This window comes from Paraburkholderia sp. J76, assembly GCF_905220295.1.
GTDB lineage: Bacteria > Pseudomonadota > Gammaproteobacteria > Burkholderiales > Burkholderiaceae > Paraburkholderia.
This window is the reverse complement of sequence record NZ_CAJMZJ010000017.1, coordinates 104671-122856: the sequence shown is the minus strand read 5'-3', so window position 1 is coordinate 122856 and position 18186 is coordinate 104671. Positions and strand designations below refer to the sequence as shown.

At 67.8% G+C, this 18186-nt stretch carries 13 protein-coding genes; 7 read left to right on the top strand and 6 right to left on the bottom strand.

The genetic code is table 11. The annotated features are described in order from the left end of the window. Positions 1-119: 119 nt before the first annotated feature. A complete protein-coding gene (locus U5768_RS27350; RefSeq protein ID WP_415913978.1) occupies positions 120-1142 on the bottom strand; it encodes a cation diffusion facilitator family transporter in 1023 nt (340 codons plus the stop codon). Further along, positions 1124-1444: a metalloregulator ArsR/SmtB family transcription factor gene (locus U5768_RS27345; protein WP_322033492.1), complete on the bottom strand. Its 321-nt coding sequence runs from the start codon at positions 1442-1444 to the stop codon at positions 1124-1126. Before U5768_RS27345 ends, U5768_RS27350 begins: the two co-directional genes overlap by 19 nt. A 130-nt stretch (positions 1445-1574) precedes the next feature. On the opposite strand from U5768_RS27345, the gene U5768_RS27340 reads away from it, so the two are divergent. Further along, a complete protein-coding gene (locus U5768_RS27340) occupies positions 1575-3503 on the top strand; it encodes a tetratricopeptide repeat protein (RefSeq protein ID WP_322033491.1) in 1929 nt (642 codons plus the stop codon). A gap of 80 nt (positions 3504-3583) precedes the next feature. On the opposite strand, the gene U5768_RS27335 is transcribed toward U5768_RS27340, so the two are convergent. Then, positions 3584-4879, bottom strand: coding sequence for an MFS transporter (locus U5768_RS27335; protein WP_322033490.1), 1296 nt, complete (start codon positions 4877-4879; stop codon positions 3584-3586). Positions 4880-5226: 347 nt separating this feature from the next. Here U5768_RS27335 and U5768_RS27330 point away from each other — a divergent pair, with 347 nt between their 5' ends. Both U5768_RS27330 and U5768_RS27325 read left to right on the top strand, forming a co-directional pair. Then, on the top strand, positions 5227-5757 hold the full coding sequence (locus U5768_RS27330) for a GNAT family N-acetyltransferase (protein WP_322033489.1): 531 nt from the start codon (positions 5227-5229) through the stop codon (positions 5755-5757). Positions 5758-5938: 181 nt separating this feature from the next. Continuing rightward, positions 5939-7102, top strand: a complete 1164-nt coding sequence (locus U5768_RS27325; RefSeq protein ID WP_322033488.1) for a hypothetical protein — start codon at positions 5939-5941, stop codon at positions 7100-7102. Between the two features lie 110 nt (positions 7103-7212). On the opposite strand, the gene U5768_RS27320 is transcribed toward U5768_RS27325, so the two are convergent. The 3 genes from U5768_RS27320 to U5768_RS27310 all read right to left on the bottom strand — a co-directional run bounded on the left by U5768_RS27320 (position 7213) and on the right by U5768_RS27310 (position 11603). Then, entirely contained in the window at positions 7213-7980 is a 768-nt protein-coding gene (locus U5768_RS27320) for a DUF2968 domain-containing protein (protein ID WP_322033487.1), read from the bottom strand. A gap of 270 nt (positions 7981-8250) precedes the next feature. Beyond that, positions 8251-9678: a type 1 glutamine amidotransferase gene (locus tag U5768_RS27315; protein WP_322033486.1), complete on the bottom strand. Its 1428-nt coding sequence runs from the start codon at positions 9676-9678 to the stop codon at positions 8251-8253. Between the two features lie 167 nt (positions 9679-9845). Next, on the bottom strand, positions 9846-11603 hold the full coding sequence (locus tag U5768_RS27310; RefSeq protein WP_322033485.1) for a cation:proton antiporter: 1758 nt from the start codon (positions 11601-11603) through the stop codon (positions 9846-9848). Positions 11604-11763: 160 nt separating this feature from the next. Here U5768_RS27310 and U5768_RS27305 point away from each other — a divergent pair, with 160 nt between their 5' ends. The 4 genes from U5768_RS27305 to xdhB all read left to right on the top strand — a co-directional run bounded on the left by U5768_RS27305 (position 11764) and on the right by xdhB (position 18140). Then, positions 11764-13152, top strand: a complete 1389-nt coding sequence (locus tag U5768_RS27305; RefSeq protein WP_322033484.1) for an amidase — start codon at positions 11764-11766, stop codon at positions 13150-13152. A gap of 151 nt (positions 13153-13303) precedes the next feature. Beyond that, positions 13304-13834 (top strand): disulfide bond formation protein B, encoded by a 531-nt coding sequence (locus U5768_RS27300; RefSeq protein ID WP_322033483.1) that lies wholly within the window; start codon positions 13304-13306, stop codon positions 13832-13834. Positions 13835-14193: 359 nt separating this feature from the next. Further along, positions 14194-15717 carry a xanthine dehydrogenase small subunit gene (xdhA, locus tag U5768_RS27295; RefSeq protein ID WP_322033482.1) on the top strand — a complete coding sequence of 508 codons (1524 nt, stop codon included), beginning with the start codon at positions 14194-14196 and terminating at the stop codon, positions 15715-15717. 23 nt (positions 15718-15740) lie between these two features. Next, positions 15741-18140, top strand: a complete 2400-nt coding sequence (gene xdhB, locus U5768_RS27290; RefSeq protein WP_415913981.1) for a xanthine dehydrogenase molybdopterin binding subunit — start codon at positions 15741-15743, stop codon at positions 18138-18140. Positions 18141-18186 lie beyond the last annotated feature (46 nt).

The window sequence follows — 18186 nt, the reverse complement described above, 5'->3', positions numbered from 1 at the left end:
AAAACCTCCATGCGCTCGACACGATACGTAGTGTATCGCTGGCGCTTTAAGCGGTCGCGCGGCAGCGCATCAAAAGCCGCGCGAATGGCTCGCCAGGTCGCGGCGCAAATTGCCGCGCATCAGTGTGCGTGCCGATGCGCGCCGTCCGGCATATCCAGCGCGCAGCGATGCTCGCTCGTGCCGAGATCCACCTGCAGCGTGACGTGCCGCATGCCGAAGCGCACTTCGAGCGACTCGACCATACGATCGAGCGCGGCGTCGCCCGGGTGCCCCGCCGGCATCACGAGATGCGCGCTAAGCGCACAGCCCGTGGTCGAAAGCGCCCAGACGTGCAGATCATGCACGTCGACTACGCCTTCCTGCTGCGAAAGGAAGCTGCGCACGCGCACGATGTCGACGTTCGCGGGCACTGCGGCGAGCGCGAGGCGCACCGACTCGCGCAACAGCCCCCAGGTGCCGTACAGGATCACGAGCACGACCGCGATGGACATGAGCGGATCGATCCAGCTCCGGCCGGTCGCGAGAATCAGCAGACCGCTCACGGCCACGGCCGCGGACACGCCGGCGTCGGCGGCCATGTGCAGGAAGGCGCCGCGAATGTTCAGGTCGTCCTTTTGCCCGCGCATGAAAAGCCACGCTGAAAAACCGTTGACCACCATGCCGATGGTCGCCACGACGAACACGTCGAAGCCCGCGACCGGCGTCGGATGAAACAGGCGCCCAAGCGCTTGCGCGAGGATCGCGCCGCACGCGAGCAGGAGAAGCGCCGCGTTGGCGAGCGAGGCGAGGATCGACGAGCTGCCGAATCCGAACGTGAAACGCGCGGAGGGACGGCGCGTCGCGAGCCATGCGGCGCCCCAGGCGAGCAGCAGACCGAGCACGTCGGAGAGATTGTGGCCGGCGTCGGCGAGCAGCGCTGTTGAGTGGGCGAGCACGCCGTACACCGTTTGCACGACGACGATGAATACGTTCAGCGCGACCGCGATCGCGAACGCACGGCCATGCCCCGCGGCCGGCGCATGATGATGGTGATGGTGATGGTGGCCGTGTGCGTGCGCGTGGCCGTGGGACGCATGGGCGTCGGCGTGGTCGTGCGCGTGGTCGTGGTGGTGATCGGCGCCGCTCATGCCCCCTCCTGCCATTGCGCCGGGGGCTCGGCCACGTGCTCGAGCATGGCGGCGATCATCGCGCTGATATGGGCGTCCGCGGCGGCATAGAACACCTGCTTGCCCTCGCGCTCGGCGCGCACGATGCGCGCGGCGCGCAGCAGCCGCAGATGGTGGCTCACGAGCGAAGGCGACAAACCGAGCGCGTCGGCAATCGCGCCCACCGCGATTCTGTCCTGAACACACGCGAGCACGATGCGCAGGCGCGTCGCGTCACCGAGCAAACGGAAGAGGTCGGCGAGCGGTACGACACGCTCGTCATCGGAAACCGGGGTCATGATCGATACGCTACATATGAATAGATGTTCATATGTTAGTTCAGCAACGGATTCCAGGTCAACTCGGGAGCGGGTCCGCGAGTGTGGGAAAATGCCGCCTTTGTGTCTTGATCGTTTTGCTTCTTCAGTCATGGAACAGCTTTTTGTCCGCGCGTACGCCGCACATCGCGACGGTCGGCTGGACGACGCCGAGCGCGACTACCGCGCGACGCTCGCCGCCGATCCCGTGCACGTCGATGCGCTGCATCTGCTCGGCGTGCTGCGGCATCAGCGAGGCCAGCACGCCGAAGCCGCGGACCTCGTGCGCCGCGCGGTCGCGTTGCGCCCCGACGACGCCGCGCTCCAACTGAACCTCGGCAACGCGCTCAAGGCGCTCGGCGAGCTGGAAGGCGCGATCGAGCGCTTTCGCAACGCGCTCACGCTCGCGCCCGCCTTTGCGCTCGCGCATTACAACCTCGGCAACGCCTACGCGGCGATCGGCCGCCACGAAGACGCGATGTACGCGTTCAGCCAGGCCGTGCGCCTGCAGCCCGGCGATGCCTCGTCGCACAACAATCTCGGCAACGCGCTGCACGCGCTCGGCCGCCATGCCGAAGCCGCCGACTCGTTTCGCCGCGCGCTCAGGATCCGCCCGGGCCACGCGGGCGCGCACAACAACCTCGGCATGTCGCTCAACGCACTGGGCGACAGCGCGAGCGCGGTCGAGCATTTCCAGAAGGCGCTGCGCGCGCAGCCGCGCTTCGTCGCCGCGCATTTCAACTTCGCGAATACGCTCGATGCGACCGGCCATCATCAGGAGGCCGTGGCCGCTTTTCAAACGGCCCTCGCGCTGCAGCCGCACTTTGCGCCGGCCCTTTTCGGACTCGGCAACGCGCTTGCCGCGCTCGGCCGTCACGACGAAGCGATCGGACCCTACGAGCGCGCGATCGGCCTCGATCCGAAGTTCGCGCTCGCGTGGCTCGCGCTCGGCGCGGCGCATCACGCGCTCGGACGGCATGCGGCCGCGCTGCGCGCCTTCGACGAAGCGCTGCGCGTGCGCCCCGATCTGGCCGCCGCGCATCTGAATCGCGCGCTCACGTGGCTCACGCTCGGCGACTTCCGGCGCGGACTGCCCGAGTACGAATGGCGGCTCGATCCGGCTGCGCGCGACGAAGCCCACGCCAACGCGCCGCGTGGCGCGGGCTACGCGCCGCTTGCAGCCGTTGCGCCGCACCCGACGCAAGGCCCGCTGCCGCGCTGGCACGGCGAACCGCTGAACGGCCGCACGCTGCTGATCGAAGCCGAGCAGGGTTTCGGCGACACGCTCCAGTTCGTGCGCTTCGTGCCGCTCGTTGCCGCAGCCGCGGCGCACTCGGGCAACGCGCGCGTCGTGCTCGAAGTGCAGCGCGCGCTCGTGCCGCTCCTAGCGCCTGCGGCGCAAGCCTGGCACGTCACGCTCGTCGAGCAAGGCGCCCCGCGCCCCGTCGCCGACCTGCATTGCCCCCTTCTCTCGCTGCCGCTCGCGCTCGGCACGACCTTCGACACGCTGCCCGCGCGCACGCCCTACCTCCAGGCCAGCGCGGCCTATGGGCGCAAATGGCGCGGTTCGCTGGGCGGCCAGGCGCGCCGCAAGATCGGGCTCGCGTGGTCCGGACGCATCCAGAAGCACGAGAACCGCGCAATTGCGCTGGCCGCGCTCGAACCGCTCTTCGCGCTCGACGGTATCGACTGGATCGTGCTGCAACCCGACCTCAGCGCCGCTGAACATGCGGCGCTCGACGCGCATCCGCGCGCGCGCTCGATCCACCGCCTGGGCGGCAAGCTCCAGGATTTCGCGGATACCGCAGCCGTGATCGAGCGCCTGGATGGCGTCGTGTCGATCGATACCTCGATCGCCCACCTCGCGGGCGCGCTTGGCGCGAAGCTCTGGGTCATGCTGCCGTTCGCCGCGGACTGGCGCTGGTTCGCGGGCACCGACGAAAGCCCCTGGTATCCGCGCGCGCGGCTCGTGCGTCAACCGCGCCCGCACGCATGGGCGCAAGTCGTGGAAACGGTCGCGCGCGAACTGCGCGACGCGTGAGCGGCACAAAGAAAAAAACGGGGCGCCCCAGTTCAACTGAGCGCCCCGTTCCTTCTGCCAGCGATTAGCGGATCGATCGATCAAGCCGCCTTGTACTGATTACGCGCTTCCGGCGTGCGATACAGCACTAGCGTCGCGATGAGGCCGCACACGCCCGCCACGCCCATCCACGCGCCCGGCGCAGCCTTGTTGCCGCTCACGTGGATGAGGAACGTCGAGATCGCCGGCGTGAAACCGCCAATCGTCGTCGCGAGGCTGTAGGCGAGCGAGAAACCGGCGGTGCGCACGTCTGCGGGCATGACTTCGGTGAGGGCCACGACCATCGCGCCGTTGTAGCAGGCGTAGAGGAACGACAGCCAGAGTTCGACCGTGAGCAGGCGGCCGAACGACGGCTCGGCCACGAGCCACTGCACAGTCGGATACGCGGTGAGGATCGTGAGCACGGTGAAGGTGATCAACATCGGGCGGCGGCCCACACGGTCGGAGACCGCGCCGGAAACCGGCAGCCAGAACAGATTCGACAAGCCGATGCAGACGGTCACGATCAGCGTGTCGAGTTCGCTCAACCGGAGCACTTCCTTGCCGAAGGTCGGCGTATACGCGGTGATGAGATAGAACGACACGGTGGTCATGATGACCATGCCCATACCGGCGATCACGATGACCCAGTTCTGCGCCATCGACGCCATGATTTCGCCCATCGACGGCCGATGCTTCTTCTTCGCGAACTCCTCCGTTTCCTGGAGCGAGCGGCGAATGATGAAGAGGAACGGCACGATCAGGCAGCCGATGAGGAACGGCACGCGCCAGCCCCAGTTCGTCATGTGCTCGACGGGCAGCAGGCGATGCAGCACCACGCCCAGCAGCGCGGCGAACACCACGGCGACCTGCTGGCTGCCCGACTGCCACGAAACGTAGAAGCCCTTGTTGCCCTTGGTCGCGATCTCGGAGAGATAGACCGAGACGCCGCCCAGCTCCACGCCCGCCGAGAAGCCTTGCAGCAGGCGCCCGATCAGCACGAGCACCGGCGCGAGTATGCCGATGGTCGCGTAGCCCGGCACGACGGCGACCGCGAGCGTGCCGAACGCCATCAGGCCGAGCGTGAGCATGAGGCCCTTGCGGCGGCCGTGATGGTCGATGTACGCGCCGAGGATGATGGCGCCGACCGGCCGCATGAGGAAGCCCGCGCCGAACACGGACAGCGTGAGCATCAGCGAAGCGAACGGGTTGTTACTCGGGAAGTAGGTCCGGGCGATCGCCGAAGCGTAGTAGCCGTAGACCATGAAATCGTACATTTCCAGGAAGTTGCCGCTGACGACGCGGAAAACGGTCCGGAATTTTGATTCGCTCGGGGATGCGTGGGACGCGGTAGACATGACACTCTCTTGAAGAGACTGTCCGGAAAGCCGGTTCGGCTCGCGGGACAGTGAAAAACAATCACCCGCGGTGAAGCGAGGGTCGCGCGGACGCGCACGCACGGGCATTTTATTTTGCGGTACGCGCCGGGAGACAGATATTCGGACATTTCCTTAAAAGAGGCTAGCAAAAAGCGCCAGTATCGGCAGTTTCTTTCATATTTATTACTTTATTAATTCGCCGTGCTTTCACACTCGGCGCGGCCGCCGCGGGCGACCTCGAATGGGGCACAATACTTCGCAGCAGGGCTCGGCGCGCGGCCCCCGACGCGCGCCTTGATCGGGACGCCCAAACGTCCTCCATCCGCATGACCGAAATTCCCGCTCTCACGCTGCGCCCGGCCACCGCCGCCGATGCGCCCTTGCTCGCCGCCATGCACGCCGCAAGCTGGCAGGCCACGTATCGCGCGCTGCTGCCCGCCGCGTTTCTCGATAGCGAAGTCGACGCCGAACGCTCGGCCTACTGGCGTGCGCGCATGGAGGCCCCGGGCGGCGAACGGCGTCTCGTTCTGATCGCGGAGCTTGGGCCGGGTGCGGCCGTGGGGTTCGTATGCGTCGAGCGCCAGCCGGGCTCCCCTTGGGGCGTGCTGCTCGACAATCTCCATGCGCTGCCGGCGCATCAGGGTATTGGCGTCGGCAAGCGACTCATGCGTGCGGCGCAGGACTGGGCGCGCGCGCAGGGAGAGACACAGCTTTATCTGTACGTGCTCGACGGCAACACGCCCGCGATTGCGTTCTACGAACGCCAGGGCTGGACCTATTCGGGCTCGGAGCCCGACCGCATGGGCGGCATCGACATCACCGCGCTGCGTTACGTGTATCGGCTCGACGGCGAGTGACGGCCGCCCCGACGCAGCGCAAAGCGCCCAAGCTTTTCGGACATTTCTGATAGAACGGCGAAATGGGGACGGTCATGATCGCTGCCATCCCTTTTAATTACATGCGCCGCAGGCGACCCATCCGCCGCCGATGACATTGCCACCCGGCGCGCCGTCGCCAAGCCGGAGTTGCGAGAGATCGATGTCAACATTTCCGTTCGTTCAGGTCGAAGGTGCGCTCGCGTTGCCCCACATTCGGCCGCTTGCCCGTTTGCCCGCGTCGTTTGGCCGGGAATGGGCGCTCACGCCCCCCCATTTCAGCCTGCGCACCGAACTGCGTGCGCTCTATGCCGCCATCATGCGCACGGTCTGCCTGAGCGCGGAAGCGTTTCGCGCGGCAGTGGGCTGGGGCAAAGATCACCTCCCTGCCCCGCAGCCGCCCAGGCCCGTTGCCGCGCCTGTCGCGCCCGCTGCCTCCATGGAGACCGTTGCGCGGGAATCGGCCGCCAGGCTGTCAGCCGGGCGCGCCGCACACGCGCGCAACACGCCCGACGCATCGCCAACGCAACTCCCGCCATTCGCGCAACGCAAGCTCACGGGCGGCGCGGTCGCGATTGGCGGCGCCGCGCTGCTCGCATGGATCCTCGCGAGTCACGCGCCGCACGATACGCCTGGCGCAGCCGCCAGCGCACCCTCACGCCCCAATGCGAACGCGGGTCAAGACGCGGGTCAAGACAACTCGCAGCGCCTCGCTAACGCGCGCGCGCAGCACGAAAACGTCGCCACCGGCGCCACGGCACGGCTCAGCACCCCGGCGTCCGCGCCTGCCGTGGTGTCGTCGCGCACGGTGGCAAAGCCGGTGCAAGCGCCTTTGGCAGCACCCGCTCAAGCACCGCAAAAGACCATCGTCGATACCCGCAAGCCGTCGCAGGCCGTGGTATCAGCGCAGGCGAAACCCGATTTCAGCGCGCGTGCACACGCACAGCCTGCGTCGGCGGCGAGACTGGTCCAGCGCGAAGCGCACGGCAACGGCAGCGAGCGCGCGGCCAAGCGCGGTAGCGGTCAGCGCGTGGCGGATCGCGGCACGACTGTGCATCGCGACGTCCGCACATTCGCGCCGTACCGCGAAGCGGGTCCGGTGACGTCGCATCGCGCGCTGGGCGCCTACTCGGAAGCGCAAGGCTATTCGCCGCGGCAAACCGGCGCGAATCCCGCCGACGAATACGCGTCCATTCTTTCCTACGCGAAAACCTACGCCCCGGCACGGGCATCGAATTCGCCTGCCATGCCGGCCGACAGCACGGAATGGGTCAATCACGTTTCGCAACGTCGCATCACCGAGGTGCCGGACCGATTCGCAAAGTAACGCGCAGGCCCCACCCCCGTCGCACCATAAAAGAGAGCCCGGCATTTGCCGGGCTCTTGCGTATTTGCAGCAGGGCGTTGCGCAGGCGGCGAGAAGCCGCCCCGCGACGCTTAACGCCCCGCCCCGGGCAGGCCCGCCTCCGTCGCACGCTGCAGCGCGTCCACCTGCCTCTGCAGTTCGCGCAGTTGCGCCTGTGCCTGCGCCTTCTGAGCGTTGAGCGCGGCAGCGTCGCCCTGCGCCTGACGCTGATAGTCGTCGACTCGCGCCTGCTGCGTGCGAGCGATGGTAAGGTCGGCCTGGAGGCGGCGCGCGCGTTCTTCCGACATCGCAATCACACGTTCGATGAACGTCTTTTGCGCTTCGAGTTCCGTACGGCGTATTTCGATTTGCGAAAGCTGCTCCGTTTGCCGCGCGAAGTCTGCGTAGATCGCCTCGGAACGTGTTTCGTCCTGCGAACGGATCACGCGCCAGAAGTGCTTGTCCTGAAACAGCACGACGTAGTACGTCATCTCTGGCGGGTAGAAAAAAAGACTCGCGCCATAGCTCGCGTTATAGGTCGTACGCAGTTCGACGAGTTGGGAGTCGTGAATCAGTTGCATGAGCGTCGCGACGTCGCCTTGCGCGGCGCCGGCGCTGGCCTGCTCGTCCGCGCTGGCCACGGTGCCCGAAGCGGGTAACGCGCCTGCCGGCTGCGGCGTCAGGCTGTCAAGCGACGGGCGGCTGCCCGCCAGCGGCACACGCTCCCCAGCCGCGCCGGACATGCCGGCCGCATCCATGGCGGCGGCCGGCATGCCAGCCCATGCCGCCGTGCCCTGCTGGAGCACCATGAGTGCCGCGGCGCTGAGCATCGCACGACGCAACGTGATTGAGTGCTTCATACCTGCCTATTCCATTCAGGATTCTCAGTAACCCTTCATTATCGCCGCCGTGAAATCTCAAAAACGACGTTTAAATTTGGATAAGCAGTGGATTCGAAAGATTAGGACGAGTCTTACGTAGGAAGCACGCCGATCAAGAACGGAAAGAACGCAAGGCACGTAGGCCCTGCGGAAGGAGACGGAAACGAAAACCGCGCGCAGATTTGCGCGCGGCCGGGATGGGTTTCTGCAATGCGCTGCGACGCGTTGCGCTTTACCCGTGGTCCGCAATCAAAAACGCGTCTCGCGCGCGGATCGCAGGAAGGTGTCCAGCAGCGGCGTGCAATCGAGCAGTTCGGGGCCGCCCGCGCGGTGGAACTCGGGGTGCCACTGCACGCCGACGACGAACGGCGAGCGCCGGTAACGCACCGCCTCGATGAGCCCGTCGCTCGCCGAAACCGCCTCGACGGTCAGGTCGCGCCCAAGGTTCCTCACGGCCTGATGGTGAATCGAGTTGACGATCGCCTCGCGCCGCCCGGGAAACATGCTCGCGAACGTCGAGCCTTCCGGGAACGTGATCGCATGGCGATGCTGGTCGTAATGCTCGCTCACGTGCACGTCGGCCGTCGGCACGTCCGAAGCGATGTCCTGATAAAGCGTGCCGCCGAATGCCACGTTGATGAGCTGGCAGCCGCGGCACACGCCCAGCACCGGCTTGCCCGATTCGACGAATTCATGCAGCAGTTCGAGTTCGTACATGTCGCGCACGCGATCGCCCGGCCATTCGGGGCGCGGCGAAATCTCGGCATAAGTTTGCGGCGAGACGTCCGCGCCGCCCTGGAGCAACAGGCCATCGAGATGCTTCGCGTAATCGCGCAGGCGGATATTGCTCGGGTGCAGCATGCCCTGGTGGCCGACCGTCGGGATCATGAACACGATGACGTCGCGCGACATCACCCAGTGGGCAATCGACTCCTCCAGGTATTGCAGCGTCTTGCCGCGCAGCCCTTGTCCGCCCGGTTCCGGGTGGAAAATGCGCGCCGAGACGCCAATGCGCAACGTGCGCTGCGTGATGCGCTGACCGGCGCGGTCGAACAGTTGCCGCGCACGCGCCGCGACAATGCGCCCGAAGACCGCCCACGCCGAATCGCTCGGGCGTAGATAGCGCGGCGGCTCCGGCGGAATGGCGCCGGGCGGCGGCGGATGATGCGCCGTGAAGTCGGGCGCCTGGCCGAAGCCTGCGGGCGCGGCACCGGGGCGTTGCGGCGCGGCGGACGCCGCCGCCTCGCTGGCGCTGGCCGGTTCGCCAGGGACAGCGGGCGCGGACTTGCCGGCCTCGGCCATTTTGCCGATCGGAATATTCGGGGCGCCCCCGACGGGCGCGTGCTTCGGCAACTCGTCCGGCGCGGTCGCGCCAGCCGGCGCCCCGGCGCCCATGCCCGGCGTGACAGTCGAAGCGCTTTCGGGCGCATCGGTCGAAGCCCGTTGCGCGGCTTCCCCGGAGGGCGAAGTGGACGCAGACGGAGAAGCGGTCGAAGAAGCGGTCGAAGAAGCGGACGAAAAAGCGGACGGCGGTGCAGAGGAAGAACCAGCGGGACCAGCAGAAGCGGCGGACGGAGAAGACGAGGGAGTGCCGGCAGGCCCGGCATCGGCTGGGCGGCTTGCGCCGTCAGGGACCTCGGGATGGTCTGCGGGATGCTCTGATTTGTTATCGCTCATGACGTGGGGTCAGGCGCGCGGCGCGCGAACGAATGAACAAGGTTCGATTATCCGTCGCGCGGCACTCCGCCGCCACCCCCGCACACAATTGCTCACATCCCGTCACACAATGGGCGGCTCAAACAGGCGTGCGGGGCGTGCCGCTTGCTGGCGCGGCCGTGGCCGGGTCAGGCGTCGGGACGCTCGTCGAAGGTCTCGCGCAACGCAATCTGCATCGACGCGTGGATCTTCACGCACCAGCGCCACAGCAGCATGGTGAGCGCCGCCGCGCACACCAGCACGCCGACAAGAAAGCCCGTGGGCGGCAGGATCGTCCCCGAAAGCGCCGCCACGAGCAAAAACACGCCGAACATCGAAACCACGGGCACCAGTTCCGCGATCACATGACGGATGGCGCGCGTGAAGCGCCCCGCCTTCTCCGGCTGCACGCTCACTTCGGCGAGCAGGAGCGCGAGCGACTGCGTCTTGCGCCACACGGCCACGAGAAACGGCATCGCGAGCACGAGCGCGGCGCTCCAGAGCACGACGCGCTGAATGCGTTCGTCGCCGATCCAGTGCGCGAGCCACGGCGCCGCGTAGCGCGCGCCATACGAAACGCCGATGAAGATCGCCGAGACGAGCGCAAGGTTCACGGCAATCTGCACGACGATGCGCCTCGTAAGCGAAAAGAGCGTGGGCCCGTCAGAGCGCGGCACGAGGCAGCGCAGCCACTGGCCATACATGCCGAACACGTTCGAAACCGCGGGCGGCATGGCGCGCGCGAGGCGCTGCGAAAGCGGATCGGCAATGCGGATCAGGTAAGGCGTGGTGAGCGTCGTGATCGCCGAGACCGTCACGGCGATCGGGTAGAGAAACCCGCTCGTCACCTTAAGCGTAAGACCGAGCGAGGCGATGATGAACGAGAACTCGCCGATCTGCGAGACGGTCATGCCCACGCGCATCGCGGTGCGTCCGTCGCGGCCCGCGAGGAAGGTGCCGAGGCCGCACGACACGAGCTTGCCGAGCACCACGGCAATCGAGATCACGGCGATCGGCCACGCGTAGTCCACCAGCACGAGCGGGTTGAGCATGAGTCCGATCGTCACGAAGAAAATGGCGGAGAACGCGTCGCGCAGCGGCGCGACGAGATGCTCGATGCGATGCAGATGGCGCGACTCGGCCATGACCGCGCCCATCAGGAACGCGCCGAGCGCGATCGAGTAATCGAGCTTCACCACGAGCAGGCAGAAGCCGAAGCAAAAGCCCAGCACCGAGACGAGCAGCATCTCGTCGTTGCCCACGCGCGCGATGTAGCCGAGCACGCGCGGCACGATCAGAATGCCCGCGAGCAGCGAAACCAGCATGAAAAGCAGCAGCTTGCCGAGCGTGATGAGCGCGATGCCCGGCGACAGTTCGCCCGTCTGCGCAATGCCGCCCAGCAGCACGAGCATCGCAATGCCGAGAATGTCCTCGACGATCAGAATGCCGAATACGAGCTGCGCGAACGGCTCGCGCTTCACGCCGAGGTCGGAGAGCGCCTTGACGATGATGGTCGTCGAGGAAATGGCGAGAATCGCGCCGAGGAACAGAGAATCCATCGTGGCCCAGCCGAACGCGCGGCCGATCTCGTAGCCGATCCACAGCATCAGCACGATTTCCGAGAGCGCCGCGACGATGGCGGTCGCGCCCACCTGGAAAAGCTTGCGCAGGCTGAACTCGAGGCCGAGCGAGAACATCAGGAACACGACGCCGAGTTCGCCCAGCGTCTGGATGGTCTGCTCGTCGTGGATGAGCTGGAACGGCGGCGTGTACGGCCCGATGATCACGCCCGCCGCAATATAGCCGAGCACGACCGGCTGCTTCAGGCGATGAAACAGCACGGTGACGACGCCCGCGAGCGCCATCACGACTGCCAGATCCTGAATGAAGCCGATTCCGTGATGCATGAAGGTCTTTCCTTACAAATAGCTATCGAATTTGTGCATGTTACCCGATGCGCGGCGTGAGCCAAATCGCCCGCAAGGAAAAAAGCCGACCTACAATGATGCGTCCCTCGCGGGCCGTGGCCGCCCGCGCCGCAGCGCATCGACCGAATCTTTCGCCGCCATGACATCCACATCCACCGCCTTTACGCCGTTCCCGCCCCTCGCCCAGCTCGGCGCCGATCTCGCCGCGGGCCGCACGACGAGCCGCGCGCTCGCCGAAGCCGCGCTCGAACGCATCGCCGACCCGGCCGGCCAGGGCGCAACCGTTTTCACACACGTCGACGCCGGGCGCGTACGCGCCGCCGCCGACGCGCACGACCGCCTGCGCGCGGCCGGCACCGTGCTTTCGCCGCTCGCGGGCATTCCCGTTTCGGTGAAGGATCTCTTCGACGTGGCCGGCGAGGTCACGCGCGCGGGTTCCACGGCGCTCGCCAATGCAGCGCCCGCGAGAGAAGACGCCGCCGCCGTCGCGCGGCTGCGGCACGCGGGCGCGGTGCTGGTCGGGCGCACCAATATGAGCGAATTCGCGTTCTCGGGCCTCGGGCTGAATCCGCACTACGGCACGCCGCTCTCGCCCTGGCGGCGCGGCGTGGCGGGCGACGAGCGCGTGGCGGGCGGCTCGTCGTCAGGCGCGGCGGCCTCGGTCGCGGACGGCATGGCCGCCGTCGCCCTCGGCACCGACACGGGCGGCTCCATCCGCATTCCGGCCGCGTTCTGCGGCCTCACCGGCTTCAAGCCCACCGCCGCGCGCGTGCCCAAAACGGGCGGCGTGCCGCTCTCCCCCACGCTCGACTCGTTTGGCCCGATCGGCAACACGGTGGCATGTTGCGCGCTCGTGGACCGCGTGCTCGCCGGGCTCGCGCCGCGCGTGCCGGCCGCGCGCCACCTCGAAGGCGTGCGCCTCGGCGTGCTCACCCACTACGTGACCGACGGCGTGGACCCCGAAGTCGCGGAAACGATCGATACGGCGCTCAAGCATCTGGATGCGGCCGGGGCGATCGTAAGCGAGGTGCGCTTTGCCGCCTTCGAGCGTTTCGCCGACATCAACCGCATCGGCTTCTCGTCGATGGAGGCGTACGCGTGGCATCGCGAGCTGATTGCGAAGCATCGCGACCAGTACGATCCGCGCGTGCTCGCGCGCATACTCAAGGGCGAAAGCGCCACGGCCGCCGACTATCTGGACCTCATCGCCGCGCGCGCCGCCGTGCTGGCGGAGGCCGAGGCCTCGCTCTGGTCGCGTTTTGACGTCGTGGTCGCGCCGACGGTGCCGATCGCGCCGCCGCCCGTCGCCCCGCTCGCCGCCGACGACGATGTCTTCGCACGCACCAACGCGCTCGTGCTGCGCAACCCGAGCGCGTTCAACTTCCTCGATGCCTGCGCGCTCTCGCTGCCGTGCCATCACTACGGCGCGGCGCCGGTCGGGCTGATGCTCGCCGCCGCGCCCGGCAACGACGACGCGCTGCTCGCCATCGGGCGCGGCGTCGAGGCGGTGCTCGCACCGCTGCGCTGACCTGGGCGGCCATCGCGGCGTCAACCCGTGCGCGCGAGCAAGGAGCCGTCCGCGCCGCGCGCAACCTTCGCGCTAGAATCCCGTCACGTCGCCGCAGTTGCCTTCGCGCTGCGACTGACAACCCGAACGAACGAGCCCATAAACGAGCCTCATGAACGACGATAACGCGCTGTTGCGCCGCGAGCGCGGCCTGCTGGTCCTCCTTGGACTGATCTGCCTCGCGCTCCTCGGTGGCGCCCTGTACTTTCAATATGTCGAGCATCAGGAGCCCTGCCCGCTATGTATTCTCGGGCGCTACTTCCTGATCCTGATCGCGGTGTTCGCCTTCCTCGGCGCGCGCATGACGAGCTGGCGCGGCGTGCGCGTGCTCGAGGCGCTCGTGGTGCTGTCGGCGGTCGGCGGAGCGGTCGCGGCCGCGAAACTCGTCTGGGTGCAGGCATTCCCGAGCTATAGCTGCGGCTTCGATACGCTGCAGCCCGTTGTCGACGGCCTGCCTTTCGCGCACTGGCTGCCGGGCGTGTTCAAGGTGCAGGGCCTTTGCGAAACCACCTATCCGGCCACGCTCGGCCTGACCATGCCGATGTGGTCGCTGCTCGCGTTCATCATCGCGTTTCTGGCGGTCACCCTGAGCCTGTGGCGCAACCGGCACCGCCAGGTGTCGTGGCCCGGCATCCGCCGCTGAACGGCTAACGGGCACGGCGCGCACGCGCCGCGCCAGCACATCGTCCGCCGCCCGATCTTCGGCGGCGCATCCCGCCAGCGCGAGTCGAGCGTTTGCCTTGCACGGCAGCACCGGATTGCGCGCGATTCCCGCATCTTCAGCGCCATCCCGGCGCGTTTTCCGCATACACCGCCAATCAGCCTCCCTCCGCGGGTCGGCATGTCATGACCCAAATCACATAACCCCCATCTTGCGGGGGAAATACTTCCTGCGGCGAGCGGTGCTATCTTCGGAACTGGATGGCGATCCACGTGCGCGAGGCCGGCTTCGGCGCCCCCTCCCGTAACGCGCGCCCGATCCGCAATGTCCCCGGGTTCACCATGACAACGCAAACCATCCGCTTCCTTCATCGAGGCGCCGTGCACGAAGTGCGCGGCCTGCCTCCCACGCGCACGGTGCTTCAGCACCTGCGCGAGGATCTGCGCGCCTGCGGCACCAAGGAAGGCTGCGCGGAAGGCGACTGCGGCGCGTGCACCGTCGTCGTGGGCGAACTCGATGACGAAGGCCGTCTCGCGCTCAAGGCCGTCAACGCCTGCATCCAGTTCCTCCCTACCCTCGACGGCCGCGCGCTCTACACCGTCGAAGACTTGCGCCAGCCCGGCGGCGCTCTGCACCCCGTCCAGCAGGCAATGGTCGATTGCCACGGCTCGCAGTGCGGCTTCTGCACGCCGGGCTTCGTCATGTCCTTGTGGGCGCTCTACGAGAACCAGCCCGCCGGCGCGGGCCTGCCGAGCCGCGAGGAGATCAACGAAGCGCTATCGGGCAACCTGTGCCGCTGCACCGGCTACCGGCCGATCATCGAAGCGGCGCTGCGCATGTTCGACGAAACCTGCCACCCGCGCGTGGCGCTCGATCGCGCACGCGTCGAAGCGCAGTTGCGCGCGCTGCAGCGCGCCGGCACGTTCGAGTATCGCGGCCCCGATGTACGAGGCGCCGAGCACGGCGAAAGCACGTTCTACGGGCCGCGCACGCTCGAAGCTTTCGCGGCGCTGCGGGCCGCGCATCCCGACGCGCGCGTGCTCGCGGGCAGCACCGATATCGGCCTGTGGGTCACGAAGCAGTTCCGCGACCTGGGCGACCTCATCTACACGGGCAACGTCGCGCAGTTGACGACCGTTTCGCGCGACGCCCAGACGCTCACGATCGGCGCGGCCGTCACGCTGGAACAAGCGTACGCGGCGCTCGCCATCGACTACCCCGAACTCGCGGAACTGTGGGCGCGTTTTGCATCGCTGCCCATTCGCAACGCGGGGACGCTCGGCGGCAACGTTGCCAACGGCTCGCCGATCGGCGACTCGATGCCCGCGTTGCTCGCGCTCGACGCCACGCTCGTGCTGCGCCGCGCGGCGCGCGTGCGAACGCTGCCGCTCGCGGCGTTCTACACGGGCTATCAGAAGAACGCGCTCGAAGCGGGCGAATTCGTCGAGGCGATCCGCGTGCCGCGCCCCGCGCCGACGCTGCGCTTTCGCACCTACAAGGTCTCGAAGCGCTACGACCAGGATATTTCGGCCGTGTGCGGCGCGTTTGCCCTCGACGTGCGCGAGGACGGCACGCTCGCGAGCGCGCGCATTGCCTACGGCGGCATGGCCGCGACCCCGCAGCGTGCGGCGCTCGCCGAGGCCGCCCTCAAAGGCGCACGCTGGGACGAAGCGAGCGCGCAACGCGCGATGGATGCGCTCGCCGCCGACTATCAGCCGCTTACGGACATGCGCGCGAGCGGCGCGTATCGGTTGAAGGTCGCGCGCAACCTGCTGTGGCGCTGCTGGCTCGAAACGCGCGACGACGCGCCGCTCGCGCTGCGCGAGGTCAACGCGTTCGCCTTCGCCGACGGAGCCACGCCATGAACGATCAAGCCGAACCGCTCGTCATGCGCCCGGAACCGGGCGCGGAGCACGCGCACGAAAGCGCGCTCGGCGCGCCGCTGCCGCATGAATCGGCCGATGCCCATGTGAGCGGCGAGGCGCGCTACACCGACGACATTCCCGAATTGCACGGCACCGTGCACGCGGCGCTCGGCCTCGCGCGCCATGCGCACGCCCGCATCGTCGCGCTCGATCTGGAACGCGTGCGCTCGTCTCCGGGCGTGCTTGCAGTGCTGACAGCCGCCGACATCCCCGGCGAGAACAACTGCGGCCCCGTCGTGCACGACGATCCGGTGCTCGCGAGCGGCGTCGTGCAATACCTCGGGCAACCCGTGTTCGCGGTGATCGCCACGAGCTACGATCTCGCGCGCCGCGCCGCGGCGCTCGCCGCAAGCGAAGACGTCGTTCGCTACGCGCCGCTGGAACCCGTTCTCAGCATCGAAGACGCACGCATGCGCCAGCACTACGTGCTGCCCCCGCTGCGTCTCGTGCGGGGCGCGCCGGATGCCGCGCTCGCCGCGGCGCCGCATCGCCTCGCGGCCAAATTCGCCGTGGGCGGCCAGGAACAGTTCTATCTCGAAGGCCAGGTGGCCTACGCGCTGCCGCAAGAGCAAACGGGCATGCTGGTCTACAGCTCGACGCAGCACCCGAGCGAGATGCAGCAGGTCGTCGCGCATCTGCTCGGCTGGCCCGCGCACCGCGTGAGCTGCGAATGCCGGCGCATGGGCGGCGGTTTCGGCGGCAAGGAATCGCAGTCGGCGCTGTTCGCGTGCGTCGCCGCGCTCGCGGCGCACAAGCTCCGGCGCCCCGTGAAACTGCGCGCGGACCGCGACGACGACTTCATGATCACCGGCAAGCGCCACGATGCGCTCTACACGTACGAAGCGGGCTACGACGACGAAGGGCGGCTACTCGGCGCGCGTGTGGAGATCGCGCTGCGCGCGGGCTATTCCGCCGATCTGTCGGGCGCGGTCGCCACGCGCGCGGTGTGTCACTTCGACAACGCCTACTATCTTCCGGACGTCGAGATCGTCGCGCTCTGCTGCAAGACGAACACGCAGTCGAACACAGCGTTTCGCGGTTTCGGCGGCCCGCAGGGCGCGCTCGTGATGGAGGTGATGCTCGACGAAATCGCGAAAGCGCTGGGCCGCGATCCGCTCGACGTGCGGCGCGCGAACTACTACGGCGTCGGCGAGCGCGACGTCACGCCGTACGGCCAGCGCGTGGAGGACAACGTGCTCGCCCCGCTCACCGACGAACTGCTCGCGTCGAGCCGTTATCGCGAACGGCGCGCCGCCATCGCCGCGTATAACCGATCGAGCCCCGTGCTCAAGCGCGGCATGGCGCTCACGCCGGTCAAGTTCGGCATCTCGTTTAACGTTCCGCATCTGAACCAGGCGGGCGCGCTCGTGCATGTGTACCGCGACGGCTCGGTGCTCGTGAACCACGGCGGCACGGAGATGGGCCAGGGGCTGAACACCAAGGTCGCGCAGGTCGTGGCGGGCACGCTCGGTTTGCCGCTCGCGCGCGTGCGCGTGAGCGCCGCGGATACGTCGAAAGTGGCCAATACGTCGGCCACGGCGGCCTCCACCGGCAGCGACCTCAACGGCAAGGCTGCCGAGGACGCCGCGCTCACGATCCGCGCGCGGCTCGCGGCGTTCGCGGCGGCGCAATACGGCGGCACGCCCGAAAACGTCGCGTTCGAAGACGGCCATGCGCGAGCGAACGGCAAGGCGATCCCCTTTGCCGAACTCGTCGAACTCGCGTATATGAAACGCGTGCAGCTGTGGTCGGACGGCTTTTACGCCACGCCCAAAGTGCATTGGGACGCGCGCACGCTCACCGGCCATCCGTTCTACTACTTCGCCTATGGCGCGGCGGTATCGGAAGTGGTCGTCGATACGCTCACGGGCGAATGGAAGCTCGTGCGCGCGGACGTGCTGCACGACGCGGGCCAGTCGATCAATCCGGCCATCGATCTCGGCCAGGTGGAAGGCGGCTTCATCCAGGGCATGGGCTGGCTCACGACCGAAGAGCTGTGGTGGGACCGCGACGGAAAACTCATGACGCACGCGCCGTCCACGTACAAGATTCCGGCGGTGAGCGATACGCCGGAGGCGTTCGATGCGAAGCTCTATCGCAGCGGCGGCAACGACAACGTGGAGCCGACCGTATTCCGCTCGAAAGCCGTGGGCGAACCGCCGCTGCTTTTGCCGTTCTCGGTCTTTCTCGCGATTCGCGACGCCGTGGGCGCGGCGGTGCCCGAGGCGCGCGAAGCCGCGCCGCTGCGCGCGCCCGCCACGCCCGAAGCGATTCTCGACGCGCTCGATGCGCTGAACGCGCGGGCCGCGCGGGTCGCGCAAACTGAAAGCGAACCGGCGGCGCTTCGCGCGCTCCAACCGTGATGCACGGCCGAAGGTCCAGGCGAGGCCACGAAGATTAACCGGCGGC

Excerpts from the sequence above, each read along its gene's own strand:
- U5768_RS27350 (WP_415913978.1), bottom strand. The coding sequence starts at position 1,142 with ATGGCAGGAGGGGGCATGAGCGGCGCCGATCACCACCACGACCACGCG.
- U5768_RS27345 (WP_322033492.1), bottom strand. The coding sequence starts at position 1,444 with ATGACCCCGGTTTCCGATGACGAGCGTGTCGTACCGCTCGCCGACCTC.
- U5768_RS27340 (WP_322033491.1), top strand. The coding sequence starts at position 1,575 with ATGGAACAGCTTTTTGTCCGCGCGTACGCCGCACATCGCGACGGTCGG.
- U5768_RS27335 (WP_322033490.1), bottom strand. The coding sequence starts at position 4,879 with ATGTCTACCGCGTCCCACGCATCCCCGAGCGAATCAAAATTCCGGACC.
- U5768_RS27330 (WP_322033489.1), top strand. The coding sequence starts at position 5,227 with ATGACCGAAATTCCCGCTCTCACGCTGCGCCCGGCCACCGCCGCCGAT.
- U5768_RS27325 (WP_322033488.1), top strand. The coding sequence starts at position 5,939 with ATGTCAACATTTCCGTTCGTTCAGGTCGAAGGTGCGCTCGCGTTGCCC.
- U5768_RS27320 (WP_322033487.1), bottom strand. The coding sequence starts at position 7,980 with ATGAAGCACTCAATCACGTTGCGTCGTGCGATGCTCAGCGCCGCGGCA.
- U5768_RS27315 (WP_322033486.1), bottom strand. The coding sequence starts at position 9,678 with ATGAGCGATAACAAATCAGAGCATCCCGCAGACCATCCCGAGGTCCCT.
- U5768_RS27310 (WP_322033485.1), bottom strand. The coding sequence starts at position 11,603 with ATGCATCACGGAATCGGCTTCATTCAGGATCTGGCAGTCGTGATGGCG.
- U5768_RS27305 (WP_322033484.1), top strand. The coding sequence starts at position 11,764 with ATGACATCCACATCCACCGCCTTTACGCCGTTCCCGCCCCTCGCCCAG.
- U5768_RS27300 (WP_322033483.1), top strand. The coding sequence starts at position 13,304 with ATGAACGACGATAACGCGCTGTTGCGCCGCGAGCGCGGCCTGCTGGTC.
- xdhA (WP_322033482.1), top strand. The coding sequence starts at position 14,194 with ATGACAACGCAAACCATCCGCTTCCTTCATCGAGGCGCCGTGCACGAA.
- xdhB (WP_415913981.1), top strand. The coding sequence starts at position 15,741 with ATGCGCCCGGAACCGGGCGCGGAGCACGCGCACGAAAGCGCGCTCGGC.